The sequence below is a fragment of the Dellaglioa sp. CoH-56-MRSF-11 genome, from assembly GCF_056782135.1.
The window spans coordinates 21,922-40,596 of record NZ_JBXAYE010000004.1 but is presented as its reverse complement, the minus strand read 5'-3'; the positions used below and the strand labels follow the sequence as shown (position 1 = coordinate 40,596).

19 protein-coding genes and 2 tRNA genes are annotated in these 18,675 nt (G+C 32.9%); 7 read left to right on the top strand and 14 right to left on the bottom strand.

Features of this window, described 5'->3' with window-relative positions:
• Window position 1: 1 nt before the first annotated feature.
• The 3 genes from prmC to AC1RPT_RS05355 are packed head-to-tail and all read right to left on the bottom strand — an operon-like array spanning window position 2 to window position 2,552.
• Window positions 2-847 carry a peptide chain release factor N(5)-glutamine methyltransferase gene (prmC, locus tag AC1RPT_RS05365; protein WP_481761636.1) on the bottom strand — a complete coding sequence of 282 codons (846 nt, stop codon included), beginning with the start codon at window positions 845-847 and terminating at the stop codon, window positions 2-4.
• A complete protein-coding gene (gene prfA / locus AC1RPT_RS05360; protein ID WP_409022299.1) occupies window positions 840-1,925 on the bottom strand; it encodes a peptide chain release factor 1 in 1,086 nt (361 codons plus the stop codon). The genes prmC and prfA overlap by 8 nt, the downstream gene beginning before the upstream one ends.
• A 45-nt stretch (window positions 1,926-1,970) precedes the next feature.
• Complete coding sequence (locus AC1RPT_RS05355) at window positions 1,971-2,552, bottom strand: thymidine kinase (protein WP_409022298.1); 582 nt, start codon at window positions 2,550-2,552, stop codon at window positions 1,971-1,973.
• A gap of 213 nt (window positions 2,553-2,765) precedes the next feature.
• On the opposite strand from AC1RPT_RS05355, the gene AC1RPT_RS05350 reads away from it, so the two are divergent.
• Window positions 2,766-4,112 carry a MurT ligase domain-containing protein gene (locus AC1RPT_RS05350; RefSeq protein ID WP_481761635.1) on the top strand — a complete coding sequence of 449 codons (1,347 nt, stop codon included), beginning with the start codon at window positions 2,766-2,768 and terminating at the stop codon, window positions 4,110-4,112.
• A gap of 2 nt (window positions 4,113-4,114) precedes the next feature.
• Window positions 4,115-4,822: a type 1 glutamine amidotransferase gene (locus tag AC1RPT_RS05345; RefSeq protein WP_409022296.1), complete on the top strand. Its 708-nt coding sequence runs from the start codon at window positions 4,115-4,117 to the stop codon at window positions 4,820-4,822.
• Between the two features lie 53 nt (window positions 4,823-4,875).
• Here AC1RPT_RS05345 and manA read toward each other — a convergent pair whose 3' ends face one another.
• The 3 genes from manA to AC1RPT_RS05330 form a co-directional block, all read right to left on the bottom strand.
• Window positions 4,876-5,841 (bottom strand): mannose-6-phosphate isomerase, class I, encoded by a 966-nt coding sequence (gene manA, locus AC1RPT_RS05340; protein ID WP_481761634.1) that lies wholly within the window; start codon window positions 5,839-5,841, stop codon window positions 4,876-4,878.
• A gap of 76 nt (window positions 5,842-5,917) precedes the next feature.
• Window positions 5,918-6,928 carry a serine hydrolase domain-containing protein gene (locus AC1RPT_RS05335; protein WP_481761633.1) on the bottom strand — a complete coding sequence of 337 codons (1,011 nt, stop codon included), beginning with the start codon at window positions 6,926-6,928 and terminating at the stop codon, window positions 5,918-5,920.
• 6 nt (window positions 6,929-6,934) lie between these two features.
• The gene (locus AC1RPT_RS05330; protein WP_409022293.1) at window positions 6,935-7,588 is read right to left on the bottom strand and encodes a histidine phosphatase family protein; all 654 of its coding nucleotides are present in this window, start codon (window positions 7,586-7,588) and stop codon (window positions 6,935-6,937) included.
• Window positions 7,589-7,777: 189 nt separating this feature from the next.
• Here AC1RPT_RS05330 and AC1RPT_RS05325 point away from each other — a divergent pair, with 189 nt between their 5' ends.
• Entirely contained in the window at window positions 7,778-8,116 is a 339-nt protein-coding gene (locus AC1RPT_RS05325; RefSeq protein WP_481761632.1) for a hypothetical protein, read from the top strand.
• Between the two features lie 54 nt (window positions 8,117-8,170).
• On the opposite strand, the gene AC1RPT_RS05320 is transcribed toward AC1RPT_RS05325, so the two are convergent.
• The 3 genes from AC1RPT_RS05320 to AC1RPT_RS05310 form a co-directional block, all read right to left on the bottom strand.
• A complete protein-coding gene (locus AC1RPT_RS05320) occupies window positions 8,171-9,010 on the bottom strand; it encodes an IS3 family transposase (protein ID WP_481761996.1) in 840 nt (279 codons plus the stop codon).
• Between the two features lie 26 nt (window positions 9,011-9,036).
• Complete coding sequence (locus AC1RPT_RS05315; RefSeq protein WP_481761995.1) at window positions 9,037-9,522, bottom strand: helix-turn-helix domain-containing protein; 486 nt, start codon at window positions 9,520-9,522, stop codon at window positions 9,037-9,039.
• A gap of 98 nt (window positions 9,523-9,620) precedes the next feature.
• Window positions 9,621-9,693 (bottom strand) — tRNA-Glu (locus tag AC1RPT_RS05310).
• Between the two features lie 511 nt (window positions 9,694-10,204).
• On the opposite strand from AC1RPT_RS05310, the gene AC1RPT_RS05305 reads away from it, so the two are divergent.
• Window positions 10,205-10,277 (top strand) — tRNA-Gln (locus AC1RPT_RS05305).
• A 477-nt stretch (window positions 10,278-10,754) separates the two neighbouring features.
• Here the strand turns inward: AC1RPT_RS05305 and AC1RPT_RS05300 are convergent.
• The 3 genes from AC1RPT_RS05300 to AC1RPT_RS05290 form a co-directional block, all read right to left on the bottom strand.
• Window positions 10,755-11,507 carry a hypothetical protein gene (locus tag AC1RPT_RS05300; protein ID WP_481761916.1) on the bottom strand — a complete coding sequence of 251 codons (753 nt, stop codon included), beginning with the start codon at window positions 11,505-11,507 and terminating at the stop codon, window positions 10,755-10,757.
• Window positions 11,508-11,999: 492 nt separating this feature from the next.
• Window positions 12,000-12,929 (bottom strand): hypothetical protein, encoded by a 930-nt coding sequence (locus tag AC1RPT_RS05295; protein WP_481761917.1) that lies wholly within the window; start codon window positions 12,927-12,929, stop codon window positions 12,000-12,002.
• A gap of 272 nt (window positions 12,930-13,201) precedes the next feature.
• Window positions 13,202-13,849, bottom strand: coding sequence for a hypothetical protein (locus tag AC1RPT_RS05290; protein WP_481761918.1), 648 nt, complete (start codon window positions 13,847-13,849; stop codon window positions 13,202-13,204).
• A 612-nt stretch (window positions 13,850-14,461) separates the two neighbouring features.
• Between AC1RPT_RS05290 and AC1RPT_RS05285 the strand changes: the two genes are divergently transcribed.
• On the top strand, window positions 14,462-14,746 hold the full coding sequence (locus tag AC1RPT_RS05285) for a hypothetical protein (RefSeq protein WP_481761919.1): 285 nt from the start codon (window positions 14,462-14,464) through the stop codon (window positions 14,744-14,746).
• 160 nt (window positions 14,747-14,906) lie between these two features.
• Window positions 14,907-15,107 carry a cold-shock protein gene (locus AC1RPT_RS05280; RefSeq protein WP_057973786.1) on the top strand — a complete coding sequence of 67 codons (201 nt, stop codon included), beginning with the start codon at window positions 14,907-14,909 and terminating at the stop codon, window positions 15,105-15,107.
• A gap of 290 nt (window positions 15,108-15,397) precedes the next feature.
• Here AC1RPT_RS05280 and AC1RPT_RS05275 read toward each other — a convergent pair whose 3' ends face one another.
• Window positions 15,398-17,314, bottom strand: a complete 1,917-nt coding sequence (locus tag AC1RPT_RS05275; RefSeq protein ID WP_481761920.1) for a GH25 family lysozyme — start codon at window positions 17,312-17,314, stop codon at window positions 15,398-15,400.
• Between the two features lie 138 nt (window positions 17,315-17,452).
• Window positions 17,453-17,986 (bottom strand): PadR family transcriptional regulator, encoded by a 534-nt coding sequence (locus AC1RPT_RS05270; RefSeq protein WP_409022286.1) that lies wholly within the window; start codon window positions 17,984-17,986, stop codon window positions 17,453-17,455.
• A gap of 110 nt (window positions 17,987-18,096) precedes the next feature.
• Here AC1RPT_RS05270 and AC1RPT_RS05265 point away from each other — a divergent pair, with 110 nt between their 5' ends.
• On the top strand, window positions 18,097-18,645 hold the full coding sequence (locus AC1RPT_RS05265; RefSeq protein WP_481761921.1) for a phenolic acid decarboxylase: 549 nt from the start codon (window positions 18,097-18,099) through the stop codon (window positions 18,643-18,645).
• Window positions 18,646-18,675: the final 30 nt, after the last annotated feature.

The following is an 18,675-nucleotide window of genomic DNA, read 5'->3' as shown; positions in this document are numbered from 1 at the left end:
TTTATAATTTTGCGTGAATCATTCTTTGATTATCAAAACTATCTTTTTTTCCTTCTATTAAAACTGCATTTTCAAATGCGTTTGTTAACATCTTTATCACGGCGTTTTCTTGTTGATACCCTATTTCAAAGAAAATATCTCTTGGTTTTTGCGTGAAGCGAGCCACCTCTTCTATCATTCTTCGATACAAGATTAGACCATTTTCAGCTGCAAATAATGCGACTTGCGGTTCATGTTCAATCACACTTTTATCCATCACATCTCGCTCATTTTCGGCAATGTATGGTGGATTAGACACGATGACATCCACTTTCAATTCATGAATAGGTTCTGTTAAATCTCCAATCAAAAATGTTACATCAACTTGCTGTGCTTGTGCATTTTTTTTGGCAACCGTAATTGCTTCTTTAGAAATATCACTTGCAAAGATTTGCCAATTTGGTCGCTGTTGTTTTAAAGCAATCGCAATTGCTCCAGAACCGGTTCCAATATCAGCAATTACCAACTTCTCATTAGCAGGCAATGTCTCCAACATCCATTCTACCAATTCTTCCGTCTCAGGTCTCGGAATAAGGGTTGCTTCGGTCACTTTCAATTGCATACCAAAAAAGTAGGCATGACCAATAATGTATTGTGCCGGCATTCCATCACAAAATTGCTGAATATCTATCTGATATTGTTGCCACTCATTTTTTGGCATTTTTGTTTGATAATTCATTAATAAATCAGTCGTTGACCAGCTTAGTCGCTCTAATAATAACCACTGACCACTTTCAACTTCTAACTTATGTTCCTCTATACACAAAGAAGCCCATTTCAAGGCTTCATAGTAGGTTGGATTAGTCATTTTCTTGCAACTTTTCCATTTTTTGTGTTTGATCATATAAAATCAATGAATCGATTACTTCTTCAAGTTCACCATTCATAACACGATCTAATTTATTCAATGATAATCCAATTCGATGATCAGTCACACGATTTTGAGGGAAATTATAAGTTCTAATTCGTTCTGAACGGTCCCCTGATCCAACAGCTGATTTTCTATTTTCATTGTAAGCACTTTGTTCTTGTTGTGAATAGAAATCATAAACTCGAGCCTTCAAAATTTTCATAGCTTTTTCACGATTTTGTTGTTGTGAACGTTCATCTTGCATAGCTACAACAATGTTTGTTGGTAAATGGGTCATTCGGACAGCAGATGATGTCTTATTAACATGTTGTCCACCGGCACCAGAAGAACGATAAACATCCGTTCTAATATCTTTTGCATCAATTTCAATTTCAACATCTTCTGCTTCAGGCATAACACCTACTGTTGCAGTAGAAGTATGCACACGTCCAGCTGATTCTGTTGATGGAATTCGTTGAACTCGATGTGCACCACTTTCATATTTCAGCTTAGAAAAGACACTATCACCATTAATCAACAGGACAATTTCTTTAAAACCACCGACTTCAGTCACATTTTTATCCACAATTTCAACAGTCCAACCTTGCTTCTCAGCGTATTTAGAATACATTGAGAATAAATCTGCAGCAAATAAACTAGCTTCATCCCCACCGGCAGCGCCGTGAATTTCCATGATAATATTTTTATCATCATTAGGATCCTTAGGAATTAATAGTACCTTAATTTCTTCTTCTAAAGCTGCTTTTGCTTTCTTTGCGTCAGATAATTCTTCTTTAGCCATTTCAGCCATTTCAGAATCTAAATTTTCGCCTAGCATTTCTTCAGCATCTGCAAGTTCTTGAACAACAACTTTATATTGGCGATATTTCTCAACTGTTTCGCGGATACTTGCCATTTCTTTTGATAATTCCATAAACCGATTATTATTTGAAATAATCTCAGGATCAGACAATAATTCGCCTAATTCTTCATAGCGATCATCAACTGATTGTAATTGATCATACATTTCATCCATTTTATATTGTCTCCTCTTAATTCTTTATCTTTCTAGTCTATCTGATTATTGTAATTGTGTCATCAACGGATTGTTATAATGTTTACGACATACTGGATAATAATCTTCATTACCACCTATTAAAATTTGTTCGCCAGCATATACAGGTTTACCATCATGAATACGTAAATTCATGATGGCCTTTTTATGACAAAACCAGCAAATTGTTTTCATTTCTTCAATCTTGTCAGCATATAATAATAAATATTTTGATCCTTCAAACAATTCGTTTTTAAAATCATTCTTTAACCCAAAAGCCATAACTGGAATATTTAATTCATCCACAATTTTAGCTAATTGAATAATATGTGCTTGTTTTAGAAATTGTGATTCGTCTATTAAAACACAAGCAGCATTTGAATTAGTCTGTTGAACTAAATCAAAGACATTTGTTTCTTCAAAAATAGGTGTCGCCTCACGTTTCAATCCAATTCGACTTGAAACAAATCCAACACCATCCCTGTCATCCACACCACTTGTTAAAATAATAACTGATTTATTTTGTTCTTCATAATTATGCGCAACTTTTAAGATTTCAATTGTCTTACCACTATTCATTGCACCGTATTTAAAAAATAATTGCGCCATAATAAACCTCTTCTGTTTTTCAGATTTCCGTCTTTAAGTATATCCGATTTAAGCTTGGATTTCATTAAATAAAAATTTTTTCTTAATATTAGGCATTTTATATGTAGAATTTTGTAATTATGCTATTATAGACATAATATAAATTCAGTAAAGTAGGCTATGACGTGGATTCTATCCTATGTAGTCAATTTTCTGTAAACGGAGGATATTTTAATGACGATAAAAAGCTCAATAGCAACTGTCGCAGGGAAATCATCATATTGGTTTTTGCACACCTTTCTAAAAGGTGGTAGCTCTCTACCCGGCAAAATAACTGCCGCGTTAGATCCAGAAATTTTAAAAACATTAGGTGCTAATTATGACGTTATTGTCATCACTGGAACCAACGGTAAAACCTTAACAACCGCCTTAACAGTTAAGGTTTTAGGTGCTAAATATGACCATATCTTAACAAACTCTGCTGGATCAAATATGGAACAAGGTATTATCACAGCATTTCTAACGGATAAGCGCAAAAAAAATGAGCGTCCTCTTGCTGTTCTTGAGGTTGATGAAGCAAATGTCATTAAAGTAACCCAATACATCACGCCTAAAGCATTTGTTCTAACAAATATTTTCCGTGATCAAATGGACCGCTACGGTGAAATTTATACAACTTACAAAAAAATTATTGATGGGATTAAATTAGCACCCAATGCAACAATTATTGCAAATGGTGATGCACCCATTTTCCATTCAATTGAATTACCAAATCCTTTTGTTTTCTACGGTTTTAATCATGAAGAGGAAACAGAAAGTTTAGCACCTACGAATACTGATGGGATTCTTTGTCCAGTTTGTCAACATATCTTACATTATAAAACCCGTACGTATGCTAATCTCGGGAAATATTATTGTCCAAACTGTCATTTTAGTCGTCCAAAATTAGACTACCAATTAACATCACTTTTAGAACAAACACCCACATCATCTCACTTTATAGTTGATGGACAACCCATGGAAATTCATGTCGGCGGTTTATATAACATCTACAACGCCCTTGCTGCTTATGCAGTTGGTCGTGTCTTCAATGTTGGTCCTGCAACAATTAGTAATACATTAAGTGAAGACGATGAGCAAGTCTTTGGTCGACAAGAAGTCATCCATGTTGAAGACAAAGACATTACCTTAGTTTTAGTTAAAAATCCAGTTGGCCTCGATCAGGTACTAGATATGATTGCAACAGATACAGAACCATTCTCGTTGGCCTTCTTATTAAATGCAAATTACGCAGATGGTATTGATACCAGTTGGATTTGGGATGGGAATTTCGAACAATTAACACAAATGAACATTCCTCAATTCATGACGGGTGGTGAACGTTATAAAGATGTTTCATTCCGTTTTAAGGTCGCTGGTGTCAAAGATGAACAATTAATTAAAGAACCTGACATTGCTAAAGTTATCGAACAACTTAAAACCTTCCCCACAAAACATATTTACGTTTTAGCCACTTATACAGCTGTTTTACAGTTACGTAAATCACTCGCTAATGATGGTTATATCAAGGAGGGCATGTAATAATGGCAAAATATCATTTAAACGTCGCCCATTTATATGGTGACTTATTAAATACTTATGGTGATGTTGGTAACCTATTGGTGTTAGAATATTATGCCAAGCAAATGGATACTGACTTACAAACTGAAGTCATCAGTTTAGATCAACCTTTTGACAAAGATCATTTTGACTTAACTTTCTTTGGTGGTGGACAAGATTTCGAACAAAAAATTGTCTCAAAAGATATTCAAGACAAAAAAGAGGCCTTAACCGACTATATTGAAGATAACGGTCCCCTCCTCGCAATTTGTGGCGGTTACCAATTACTTGGTCAATATTATGTCGGTGCTGATGGTGAAAAAATTCCTGGCATTGGTGCAATGAGTCATTATACAGAGACACAAGATGACAATCGTTTTATCGGAGATATTACGATTCAAAATGAAGATACCGGTGAAACTTACCATGGTTTTGAAAATCATAACGGGATGACCTTCCTCGGTAAAGATGAACGACCACTTGGTAAAGTGTTAAAAGGTAAAGGTAATAATGGTAGTGATGCTTCAGAAGGTGTCATTTACAAAAACGTTTTTGGTTCATATTTCCATGGCCCAATCTTAACAAGAAATGGTGAATTAGCTAAACGTCTACTACTGCTTGCGTTGCATCGTAAATATCCAGATGTTGATTTTAGTCAACAAGAAGCACTCGTTATCGAACCAACATTTTAGTAAAAAAATAAAGATTCAAACAATAGTATATTATTGTTTGAATCTTTATTTTTTTATGCTTTTTCTCCAGGTTCTGATGCAATAATTTGCATATCACCTGTAATTGTCCATTCTTTAACTTCGTTTGGTAAAATAAAATGCATACCCATTTTTAAATCATATATTTTATCATCGACTTTAATCTGACCTTCACCTTTTAAAACTGAAACAAGAGTATAAGGTGCGACTGTTCTTTTAAAATTTGCTGATCCGTTTGAAATCAACCATTCATAAACACTAAAGAATGGTGTTTTAACAAAGGTTGTTACTTTGGCATCCCCGACCATTTTTGTTTGAATATCGAGTTCAGGAACTTTATTAGGCACATTAGTAACATCAATCGATTGTTGAATATGCAAGTCACGCTTCTTACCCGTTGTTGCATCCACACGGTCAAAATCGTAAACACGATATGTTGTATCACTACTTTGTTGCGTTTCAAGGACCATCACACCAGAACCAATGGCATGAATTGTACCACTAGGAACATAAAAGAAATCTCCCGCTTTAACAGGTACATGCGTAAATAAATCATCCCATCTTTCGTCATGAATCATTTCCGCTAATTCTTCACGTGTTTTAGCATGGTGCCCATAAATAAGTTCTGCCCCAGGTTCGGCTGAAATAACATACCAACATTCTGTTTTACCAAGTTCATGCTCATGTTGCATTGCATAAGTATCATCCGGATGTACTTGAACTGATAAATCTTGATTAGCATCTAAAATTTTAGTTAGAAGTGGAAAAACATCCCCTTTAGCATTACCAAAAACTTCACGATTTGAATCCCAGACTTCATTCAATGTTTTGCCAGCAAATGGACCATTCAAAACAGTACTTGGGCCATGTGAGTGTGCGGAAATAGCCCAAAGTTCACCAGTATGATTACTTGGAATATCATATCCAAAGACCGTTTTAAGATGATCACCACCCCAAATTTTTTCTTGTAATACAGGTTTTAAGAATAAAGGTTCTGTCATTAGTTGCTCTCTCCTTCGTTAAACATATTATTGGTTTATTTTATCATAAGCGGTTACATTTTTGAATGTTAATCGGTTACAATCCAGCTTTTTCCGTTAAAAAGCTTTCTATAATTTCATCTCGTTTTACCAAATAGAGACTATTATCACTCGTCGGATGTACCCTATTCGTTAAGACAACCAACCCGTCTTGCATGGATTGATCCATTATTATAAATGTTCCTGTATAACCAGTATGATAGACAGATAAGCAATCGCCATCTCCACGAAGATCCCAGCCAAGTGAACGACCCAAGCTTCTTGTAGGTGTTTGATCTGAGAATAACATTTGCGTCGTCTCCGGCCGTAATACTGGACGTTCAGGACCATCTGACATAAACCACTGCATAAATCGTAATAAGTCGGATACAGTGGAAAATAACCCTGCCGATCCACAATGTTCTTTTAAAATCCGTGCTTTGGGGTCATGAACAATACCCTTTAAAAGACCTAAGTCAGGAATAATCTCAGTTGGAACACTTCTTGAGATATTTGGACTAAAAGTACTATCAGTTAATCCTAAGGGATTTAAGACTTCTTGCTGCAATGCTTGCTGAACAGGAATTTTTAAAATACTTTCAATAATATATCCTAAAAAAATTAGTCCGATATCACTATAAATAACTTTTTTTCCAAGATTTTCACCATTACTTAGTCCGAATAGTGCTTGTTTTAAATCTGGTTCCGATAATTGATTTCGATTTTTAATATACCCTTGAAAATCTGCCGTATGCGTCAACATATGCCGTAAAGTCACCCGTTCGTCCTGATAATTTGGTAGGTATTTTTTTACGGAATCATCAACATTCAAACGACCCTCTTCTTGTAATTTTAAAATAAGAGTTGTTGTTCCTATCACTTTAGTTAGTGATGCAACGTCGTAAAGTGCATTGTCAGCTAATTGTTCAGTTTCAGGGACTAATTGCGAATATCCCAAATAGTTTTGATTGCTAATTGTATTATGATGGATAACCCCATATGAAGCACCAGGAACAATACCATCATTAACTAACTGTCGAATTTTATTTATCGTTTTAGGATATAGCAATCGTAATCACCCCTTTTGATTAATCTTCACAATTGTAAATTTACCTTTTTTAAAATCAACGTTACTAACACTAGCATTCTTCAAGAGCATCGTTGGAAGTTGATTTTTTTCTAAGCTGTCGATAAAACTTGATAACACAAGACCATGAGACACAATTAAAATATTTCCTCCCTGCGTCTGGTACTGATTCCCAATATCCGTTAATGTATCAATTATTCGACTAGTCATCTTATCATATGTTTCAGCTTGGCTAGTTCCTTCAAGCTCTGCGAACATATTTACTAAGTTTCTAAAGCGATTATGCCCTAAAACGGCCTGACTCACTTTAAAAAAACCAAATTTTTTAACAAGCATTGGAATTAAATCTTTATTTTTCATCTCTTCTAGTCGACCAAAATCGACTTCTCGAAGTCCTCTTAATGGTTGAAATTCAAACGAAGAGTCATGCTTTTCAAGAATAAAGTCCGCAGTATCTTGCGTTCGTTTTAAGTCACTTGTGTACACGGCTTCAAAATAGACATCTTTTAATTGTGTTCCCAAATTTCTAGCTGCCTCTCGCCCCTTGTGTGTCAGACGAGAATTAGTCACGCCTTGTAGCCTCTTTAATCTGTTCAATCGTGTTTGACCATGTCTTACTAAATAAAAATGAACTGTCTTCATCGCCTGCACCTCCATAAAATGGTTTATATTTGTACCTTCAAGTATACGCTACCATTAAGATTTTACCTAAGTAAAAACCTAAAATATATTTTTAAATTTAGTCTGTCTACGACTATAATAAAATAAATCAAAACATTTTCGTTTAAATTGGTATAATGAAGTAAATCATTTAGATGGGGAGTGTCACTTATGGCTAGTAATTCAGATTCTATATTCTTCGTCTTATCTTATGTCAGACGACATCCAGAAGACGTTTTCTTTTCACGCTTGACCTATACTAATTCAATAACCCTCGTCATACCAGGAAGCGTCAAAGTAGCTGATGCTGATATTTATTTTTTACCAGATAAACTAACTGTTAATCGTCTCACTGATGATTTCGTTTCAAAACACGGTGATTTATTAGATTACTTTAACGATAAATTAGATCATTCCATCCCTGACTATATGGACGTCTGGGTAACAACCGTGTATCTGACACATCATGATAAATATTTAATTGAACTTTCATTTGAACAAAATGTCTAAACAAAAAAGTGATTAAGCAGGTTCTGAAGTGAACCCCAAAAGTTGGAGTAAATATTAAGCGATCATCTGGTCGGTATGTTTTCGATATTCAATCGGAGACATACCGGCCAGTTTTATTTTAATTCTTTTATGATTGTAATAATCAATATAATTTTTTATGGCTACTTTTAAAGCTTCGTATGTCGCATAATCGTGATTATGAACTGTCCCAACTTTTAAAATATGAAAGAAGCTTTCAGCACATGCATTATCTAAACAAGTCGCTTTGCGACTCATACTTTGAAAAATTTTTGCTGATTTGATAATCTCTGTATAACGGCTGTTCTGATATTGAAATCCTTGATCAGAGTGAACTGTCATTCGATAACTGAGATTTGAACGTTTATTGATTAACCGTTTTAGTGGTTCTGTCACAAACTCCACCGTTGGGTGGAGGCTAATTGACCATTGAAGGACTTCACTATTAAATAAATCAATATATGCCGTAAAATAAGCTCTTTCATTTGTACTTTTATTTCCCCATCGTAGTTCAGTGACATCAGTTACTATTTTTTGATAGGATCTATCAGTCTTAAAACGTCGGTTTAAAAGATTGGAAGCTATTTTACCAACAGTTCCTTTATATGAATTATATCTTTTCGTTTTTCGTTCGTAAGCGTGACATAGGAGTTTGTTTTCTCGCATTATTCTCAACACGGTTTTGTGATTGATTTTAATGCCTATGTTACGTAACTCACTTGTTACGGGACGATACCCATAATCAGAATGCCCTTCACAAATTGTTTTAATCGTTTCAATCAGTTCTTTTGAATCTTGTTGGTACTCTCGTTTACAAGCATCATGGTAGCTACTGCTGGACATCAGTCCAGCTTTTAATACGGTTGCCAACTTAATCTGTAATTCACACCTTAACTCAGTGATTATCTGGGCTTTTTCTTGGTTTTTAATCTTTGTTTTTTCTGTATTAAGGCGTCCAATTTTTCCAAGTACGCTACCCGTGCCCTTAGAAAGTCATTTTCTTCTTGTAATTGTTTTGAAGTTTTTGGATTTTTTGATTTAGTCATTTTAGGCAGTTTTCCTTTTGAAGTTTTTAAGCGACCTTGTACCAGTTTCTTTTCCCAGTCCCAAATCACGACAGGATTCTTAATTTTAAAATGACGTGCTGTAACCGGAAAAGAAGCCCTATGTTTTAATCGCCAGTGAATGACCTTCATTTTATAGGAATAATCATAAAATGTCTTCCCTAAATTATTTTCTAAGCCTTGAATCCCAAACATTTTAAAATGATCCAACCATTGATAAATAGTTGCAGATCCCTTGATTCCATACTTCTTCATTAGTAAACCGGCTGGTTTACCTTTCAAATATTCTTTTAGAACTTTTTTCTTTATTTCAACTGTGAACATAGTAAAACCCCCTGAGTTAGATTTCTCCAACTCAGGGGGTTCACTTCATTCCCCTACTTAATCACTTTTTTAAATATTCTAATTAATTACATCTTTTATCGCCCAAACGGGGCTCGAACCCGTAATTCCGCCTTGAGAGGGCGACGTCTTAACCAATTTGACCATTGGGCAAAAATACTCTTTTAAGTATAACCCATATAGATTTGATGTCAATGATTTTTATGCCAAATTAAAAATTGAATAAAACAACAATACAGATACAAACCGAGACAGTACAATGCAGCAGCCCACATAACAAAAGATAACCATTTATATTGTAGGAGAACTTTCGTGGTACCTATCAATAACGTTGTGACACACGCAATCAATAATCTAATGTATAACTTTTTTAATTCACGTCTTAGTTTTATTTCCAATACGTTCGCCTCAAACCCATCTATAGAATAATAACTTAATAAAATGTGCAAAACTTTAGCTTAATTTATTCATTTGTACTTTCTCTACATAACACAATCTTTATGTCCTTCATTATAACGTTATGTATCAATTAGAAAAGTAATCATCACTTTTCTTTATCAATAATTAATCATCTTTACTATTTCTTATTGTTTCAACAAAATATTACTATTTTCTATTTGACAAAAGACCGTTATATCGCTAAAATTAGGAAGTTAATTATTCTTGGGTAATAGCCAAACTGGTAAGGCGCCGGACTCTGAATCCGCAATCTGTAGGTTCGATCCCTACTTACCCAATCAAGTGTTTTCATAGAGTTTCATAAGGTTTCATCTAGATTCAACAAACCGTAGTCAAAACCGTAGTCAAAAAAATAAACTGTACGGGCATGTATGTACTGATGCATCTACTTTCTTAAGTAGGTGCTTTTTATTTTCCCTCAACAAACCGTAGTCATTTCATCACATCTAATTAAATCTACTTCCTTTAGGGTGTCTTGAATGTCTTGATAACCTTTTTAATTGCATCCCTTTAGGGGGTCCGAAATGTCCGAATACTTATTTTTGCCTACATATCTAATAAGTCCCAGGGATGAATAGCTGCACCCATATACTAATATTTGCTAACATATTAGGTATAAATGAAGTATCATTTTGACGAGCTTACTAGAGTTTTGATGAGCTTTATAAAGTATTTTATGGCAAGTTTTGGCAGGTTCTAACACTAACCCTATTACTTACTTTAAGAATACCTAAACATCAATTATAGATAAGGTATTATTTATTACACCTTATCCTCGCCGCTTCGCCTTTTAAAATTTTATTCACTGCATTTAACGGAAAAGATATAGAGTCTATATTTGTTGCAACTGCTGTAAAAATTTTATTAATTTTATTAGTTTCTTGATCTATCAATTCTATATTTTCTTCTTTATTTTTCAATAACCATTTTACTGCCATAGTAAGTTCATCGTATGTTTTCATTAAATCACTCCAAAGTGTAGCAATATTATCTTGATAGGTATCACATTTTTTTGATAATTCGGGTACATAGCTAACGTATGTTTCAAAATAAATTACATATTCATTCTTCAAATTAGTAATTTCATTCAATTTTTCTTTATTAATTTTTGTACCCAAATTACGAATATCATCTATTGTTTCTAATGTACCCTTAGAGAAAATATCTTTTTTCATTAAAATAATATTGGCGGTAAATCTATTATTAATAGAAATTAATCTAGATATGTTCTTAATATCTTCTACAGCAAGGGCATTACTTAACTCATTTTTTCTTTGCTCTTTTAACTGAAACTTTGTATTTATATATGCAAACATAGCTGCACCACCAATACCTATGAAAGAACCTATATAACCTCCCCAAAATCCAAGCCACCCATCACTCGAACCTACTCCTGGAACAATGCCAATAAAAATATTGATGACCCAAGGGATGATAACAGTCACTATCAATATTACTAGTAAAATGAACCATTTATATTTTTTTATAAACCCCCATATTTTACTCACTGCATTACCTCCAAATATCTTATTTACCTCTATATTAAACAATAAAAAACAGGTAAACAATACCTGTCCCAACTCTATGAAATACTATGAAACTCTACGTAACTTAAAAGGTTTATTTTAATGATCACTAGTTACTCAAAAATCACTAAATGATGATTTAACTCACACTAAACTTTTTCACACTTTGAATCTGGCTACCGTTTGTACTTCCAACCGTATCATTCATGATGGATCATTTTAGATAGTATAGTTTATTTCTTTAGCTTTTTAAATGTTTGCACTTTCGTCAACACTATTAGTGTATATACTTTTTAGCTACTATGCTAAGAAATTCATTAATTTTGCTTTTCTAAATTTTAGCTAATATTCTAAGGCCCGGTATTTATCTGAAGATTCCCAGTTCCATATTTCATTTTTTACAAAAAAAGCACTCACGTTTGTGAATGCATTAATGAACCATTATGGAATATCACTATAAAGTATTATATTTATTTAACGGTTTAGCGTAAAGTTTTCTGTATCTATGTCTGGTCTAGTCGAATAGCGTGAGATAGTTTTAAGTGAAACGGTTGTTTTGTTATGATCAGGCACTAGGTAATATTTTTCTCGAAGACTTGCACCCGTGTACACCAACTCTATTTCCCAACCACCATTTCCATAGGGTACGTATCCTCCCAACGCTGCAGGAATATCATCATTATTATTAATTTTAGTTATAGTACTTTTACTTCTATCTGTTATTATCAAGTTAAAATTGCCGTAATTATCATTTGAATTTTCATGTTTGATAATCAGTTTAATCGCTTCATCAATTGATATTGATAGCCCATCACTGGATTGTTGTGTATCATCACTAGCATTGATGATAACGTTATTCACTAGAGTATTTCGACTACCATCAGTTAACTTTTGATTTACATAAGTAGCTATTGTCGACATACCAACTTTTTGTAGTTCATTATCTGCATTGTCATAATAAGCTACAGTATTATGTACATCCCCCAGTAATCTATAATATGGATTATCACCTTTTTGAATATAATACTTAACTGTACTTGAATTAGGTGTTTTAATTGAAACATTGAACCCATCTGCTATTTTATCCGTTAAACCATTCCAAAAACGATTTGCACCATAATAAGCGATTGCTACAGCTGACTGTTTAGGATGGTCTTTCATCTGCTGAACTGTCAGAGTTCCTACATTCCTACTTGCCTGTTTTTTCGTTTCCTGTAATTTACTTTTTTCTTTTTTTAACGATGAAACTTCTCTACTCATTGAACTAGCTATTTTCTTTGAACTTGCTTGTGATTTACTAGAATCAATAGAAGATGATTCATCCTTTTTTGAATTGCTGCTCCCACACGCAGTTAATGATAATAACATCATTGCTATCCCACACGTTACCAATACCTTTTTCATTTTGAAACTCCCCTAAAATTTATTTACCTTTAAATTAAACACTAAAAATGATAGGTAATCAATATTCGTATTCACCTTATGCACTTTTATAAAACTCTGTACAACATAATCTATATTTTCATACTAATAGTCGCAGGTTTTGTTAGATTTTTAACCATTCAAAGATATTTTATACTAAGTTTGTTCAGCCCCAAATGCCGCAATAACCCGTACGACATTTTCTATTTTGGCGTACAAAAAAACATCCACAGTATGGATGTTTCAATTAACCATTATATTTTATTTTGAGTTTGCTGTGCGTCTATTGCATCTTTGGCAGTCGTTTCTAATGCAAACTCATAAGTAAGCTTTGTTCCATTAGATTGTTTTTCTATCCATTCTCCATATGTTATATGTGATCCCTTTATTGTGTAAGGTATGCGATGTGAACCAGATTCACCCCTCATTATAATAAACTTATCGGTTATCTTATACGTATAATTATAGGCTCTATCTTTTCCCAGCTGTGTACGAACCACTGTATCACTTTTTGCGTAACCTAGAGTAATTAAATCAAAAAGGGAGTGCCGTGGAGCAGTACCATCTTCCATAGCTTTACTGATGTCCTCACCATTATATTTGATTGGAGCAAAACTAAATCCTTTTTTTAATTCATTTCTCACAAGATTAGCTGCCTTAGATGACCTTTCAGCTACCATACTTGATTCTTTGGCAGCTGATTCTGATGATGCTTTACTTTCAGAAGATACTTTTGCTTTTTTTATAGACTCTTTCTTATTTGATTCACTTTTTGATTTCTGCAAACTAGATGATTTTACCTCAGATGATGACGATTCCTTACTTGCACTATTGCTGTTCCCACATGCAACTAATAATAATGCAACCATTGTTGAAGCACATAATACGACTACCCTTTTCATTATCCAACACCCCTTTATTTTTATACACTCACATATTAAACACTAAAAAAAGCAGGTAAACAATACCTACCTCCTTTGTATGTACACTCTAAATACTTCAATAAAGTAATAAAGGGTTATATTTTAAAGTTTCTAACATTCATACCCGCTATTAATTTTTAATGCTATATATATTTTTAATTGACGAAGGCTACCAACAAATTCTGCTGGTAGCCTTCTCACTGAATATTTATATTTAATTTTGAGTTAATTAATTTTAAAATAAGTTACTAATTCTACTTCTAAACGATGTAACCCTACCTACTTTACATCCTTGCAACTCCTTGGTTGCGCCAGCGTGAATAAATGAATAGAAATCATCAAACTGAATAATTTATACTAAGAATATTAATATTGAGCTACTATAACCTTAACATGTTTTTGTTTATTGTCAATTTTTCCGAATGATTTATATAGTATTTTCTCATTTTATGTTCTATTTATGATATACTAAATGAGATATTTTAATGATGGTACTTAAATTAATAAAGTGACAGCAACTTAAATCCCCGATTCAATTCTGTCTCCTTCATTTTGAATACACTATAATAATAGTTTGGAGGTTTATACACTATGTTAAGTAAGACAAAAAAATTCTTAAGAGCAAACAAAATTTATTACGATAAAGAACATCTCAATCCATTAATGGTTCCAGATCGTATTTACGTACTTAATTTTGGCTTAGATGAGGATGATCTCAATAATAGATTTATCGTTGAATACACGTATACTTGGACTGGTCGAATCAAAATTAATAAAATTACGATTCGACTTCATAATCAAGTTAGCCCACATGAATTTCGTAATGAAACAGAATTACTGCATTATCTTAAAAAACACACTAAATCGAGCAAATAACATTTGCATTAATCGTCATTAGATGTTATATTAAACTTATGTATTTATGGTTCGGTTATTTAAAGGTGATTTGTTTCATTTATGAACACACTTCTTTTTAATAGTTCAATCAACAAATGCAAAATATATTAGTGCTTACAGCACATGGAGGTTTCATATTATGGAACAAGGTACAGTAAAATGGTTTAATGCAGATAAAGGTTTTGGTTTTATTACTCGCGAATCTGGCGACGACGTTTTCGTTCATTTCTCAGCTATCCAAGGTGACGGTTTTAAATCACTTGACGAAGGCCAAGCAGTTACTTTCGATGTTGAAGATTCTGATCGTGGACCACAAGCAACTAACGTTGTTAAAGCTTAATTATAAGCCTTTGAAACTTACCTTCGGGTAGGTTTTTTTTTTGCAATAATAACCGTATACCCTCTCATCAGCTGCTGTTGTATGACTGTATTTTTAAATTAAATAATTATTTATCATCCGGTTCCTACTATGCACTTTAGGTTACGTTCAAAATCAACTTTAAATTTATCAATATAAAAAATGCCTCATAATTATTAGACGTAGGTCTAACGATTATGAGGCATTTTTAAGTCACACTGTCTTTCAATATCATAATTCATCAACAACAATTAACTTAGAACTATTTTCATTTAAAATGCGTTGCTGTTTACATATCCTTGCCACTTACCATTTGCATTGTATATCGAGTAATATTTATTGCCATTAATTGAATAAGCATATTTTACTGTATATTTCGTACCTGAGTTAGCTATAGTTGACCCTTTTTTTACCGTCCAATTAAAATTACCCCAGATATCATAGCTTCTTTTAACAGAGACAATTTTATTGTATTTAGTATAAATATGGCTAGTTGCTTTATTATTCACATAACCCATCCATTTACCGGCATCGTTATAAAGTGAGTAGTAAATATTTCCGTTTCCTGTAGTATATCTGTATCTAACGTTATATGTTTGACCATAGTAATTACTAGAAGTACTTTTTTTAGATGACCACAAGAAATTACCCCAGACATTATAACCTTTATCGCTAATTTTGACCTTTGCCTTTAATGATTTAGCTACTAAGGTATTCGTAGCATTACTGTTAACATAGCCTTTCCAAACATTATTACCATTATATAGTGAGTAATACGTATTACCATTAATCTTATACGCATATTTAGCATTGTATGTCTGTCCGGAGTTAGTAACTGTAGATCCTTTTTTACTTGTCCAATTAAAATTACCCCAGATAGTATAGCTATTTTTAACAGAAACAATCTTATCATATGATGAATAAACTAAATTTGAAGCATTACTATTCATATAACCTAACCATGTACCTGCATTATTATAAAGTGAATAATAGACGTTACCATTACCCAATGTATATCTGTATCTGACATTTAAGTTTTGACCATAATAATTAGCTGTTGTTCCTTTTGCTGACGTATAGAAAAAATTACTCCAGATAGTATAATCACGTTTAGTAATTTTAGCGGTTGCTTTAAATTCTTTAGCTGAAGCAACCTCCATTGCGTTACTATTTACATATCCAGCCCATTTGCCTTTACTATCGTACAATGAGTAATATTTGTTACCATTACTGTGATTATAGTAATATTTTGCGCTATAAACTTTTCCAATTTTTCCAGTTGTCGTATTTTTAACTTTATTCCAACTAAAATTACCCCAAACATTATATCCAGATTTTTTAATTGAAACTAATTCATTATAACTTTGTGCTTTCCCAGCTGCGTTCGTGGGTGGTGTACTTTCTGTTGGTTTGTTATCTGTTGATGCACTTAAAAACCAATCAGCATTTTTACCAGACATGATACTTGCATCAATGTTTCCAACCCCTGATAAACCATGATTTGTAAAGTTACTTGTATATTGCCATAACGAATGACTTGTTTCCATTGGCTCATTACTTTGGTATGCAGCTAACCAAAAACCATCATATGCGTTAACAGCCGTACTGGCATATGTTTTCATAAAACTAGCATAAGAGTAAAGTATAATTTTACGATTACCTACATATTTAGCCATCTCATCAGCCCAGGCTTTTGTTGTGGCGTTAGTATTTGCTTTGCTAGCATTCGTAACCGTTTGATCTTCATAATCATTGACAAAGAACTTAGCATCCTTGGCACGGTTATATAAGTCTTTCGCTTCTACTCTAGCATCAGCAACATTTTCATATTGGCTAAATGAATAAACACCATATGGAATATTATATTTCTTCATCATCGCAATATTATGATCAATCACTAAATCTTTACGATTTGACCCATATTGAACACGTAAAATAATAAATTTAAAATTTTTCTTTAATACTTTAGCTTGTGCATCTGTAAATGATCCTTGAAATTCTGATAAATCAGGAATTGAATTATCGCGATTTGTAGCCGATTTACTCAATAAAGATGCTGATTTAACTAATGATTCAGGTACATTTGACCCCATCACACCTTCAGGCTTCGAAGTATTAGCCGAGGCCTGATATGCTCCGATACCAATACCTACTATCACACTAGATAAAAATAATACATATTTCGTCATTCTTTTCAAAATAGAAACCGCCCTTTTATTTTTTGTTTAATAACCATATTCTAGCATAATTTATAAGTCAAAAAGATTAAGATTAGAAAAAAAGACCTTCAATAAAAAAATAATAGACGTTTTATAAGCGTCTATTATTTAATTAAGATACTTTTTAAACCACTTAACACAGTATTTTTCTCGTTCAATTGCATGATCTAAAATCAAATAATGACCATATTGTTTGTTGATTTCTTCTTCTGAGAAAAAAATTAATTTCATTCTTCCTTCAAGATGATCTAATTTTACTTGATGTAACTGTAATTGCTCAATTAATCTTTGCTGTAATTGAACGTCATCTTTATTTTTAATAAAATAAAGTTTCAAAATAAATTCGTCTTTAATCGGTTTTAATTCCCCACTATCTGATACTAACCAATCCATTAAAACTTTTTTACCTTGTGATGTAATAGAATATATTTTCTTTTCTAACTTAGTACCTGCTATTTCAATTTCATGCGTAATGTATCCATCTTTTTCCATTATTTTAAGAGCAGGATAAATTTGACTATGTCCTGCTTGCCAAAATTCTCCAATATCAGTCGTAAATGCTTTAGTTATATCGTACCCCGATAATGGTTCTTGATTCAATAATCCTAAAATAATATATTGTAATTTATTTTTTTTTGCCATTTTTCCCCTTAACTTGACTTTTAATACTTATCAGTATACTATAATCAAGTAAACAAAAACATGTAAACTTTTACATGTATAAATAAACACTTTAAAGGAGAACAAAAATTATGACAAATACAGAAAAAAAGTTTAAAACATTAGATGATTTCTTAGGTACACATTTTGTATATACTTACGATAACGGTTGGGAATATGAATGGTACGCTAAAAATGATCATACTGTTGACTACCGTATCCATGGTGGTATGGTTGCTGGACGTTGGGTAACTGATCAAGAAGCTCACATCGTTATGCTTACTGAAGGTATTTATAAAATTGCTTGGACAGAACCTACAGGTACTGATGTCGCTCTAGATTTCTTACCTAACGAAATGAAAATTAACGGAACAATCTTCTTCCCTAAATGGGTTCAAGAACATCCTGAAATTACAGTTACTTACCAAAATGACCATATCGATTTGATGGAAGAATCTCGTGAAAAATACGAAACATATCCTAAAATGGTTGTCCCAGAATTTGCTACAATCACTTACATCGGTGATGCCGGTCAAAATAACGAAGATGTTATCAATGAAGAACCTTATGTTGGTATGCCAGATGATATTCGTAATGGTAAATATTATGACGAAAATTACAAAATGATCAAAAAGAACTAATTTATTCCAAATAAAAATCGTCTGAACTTT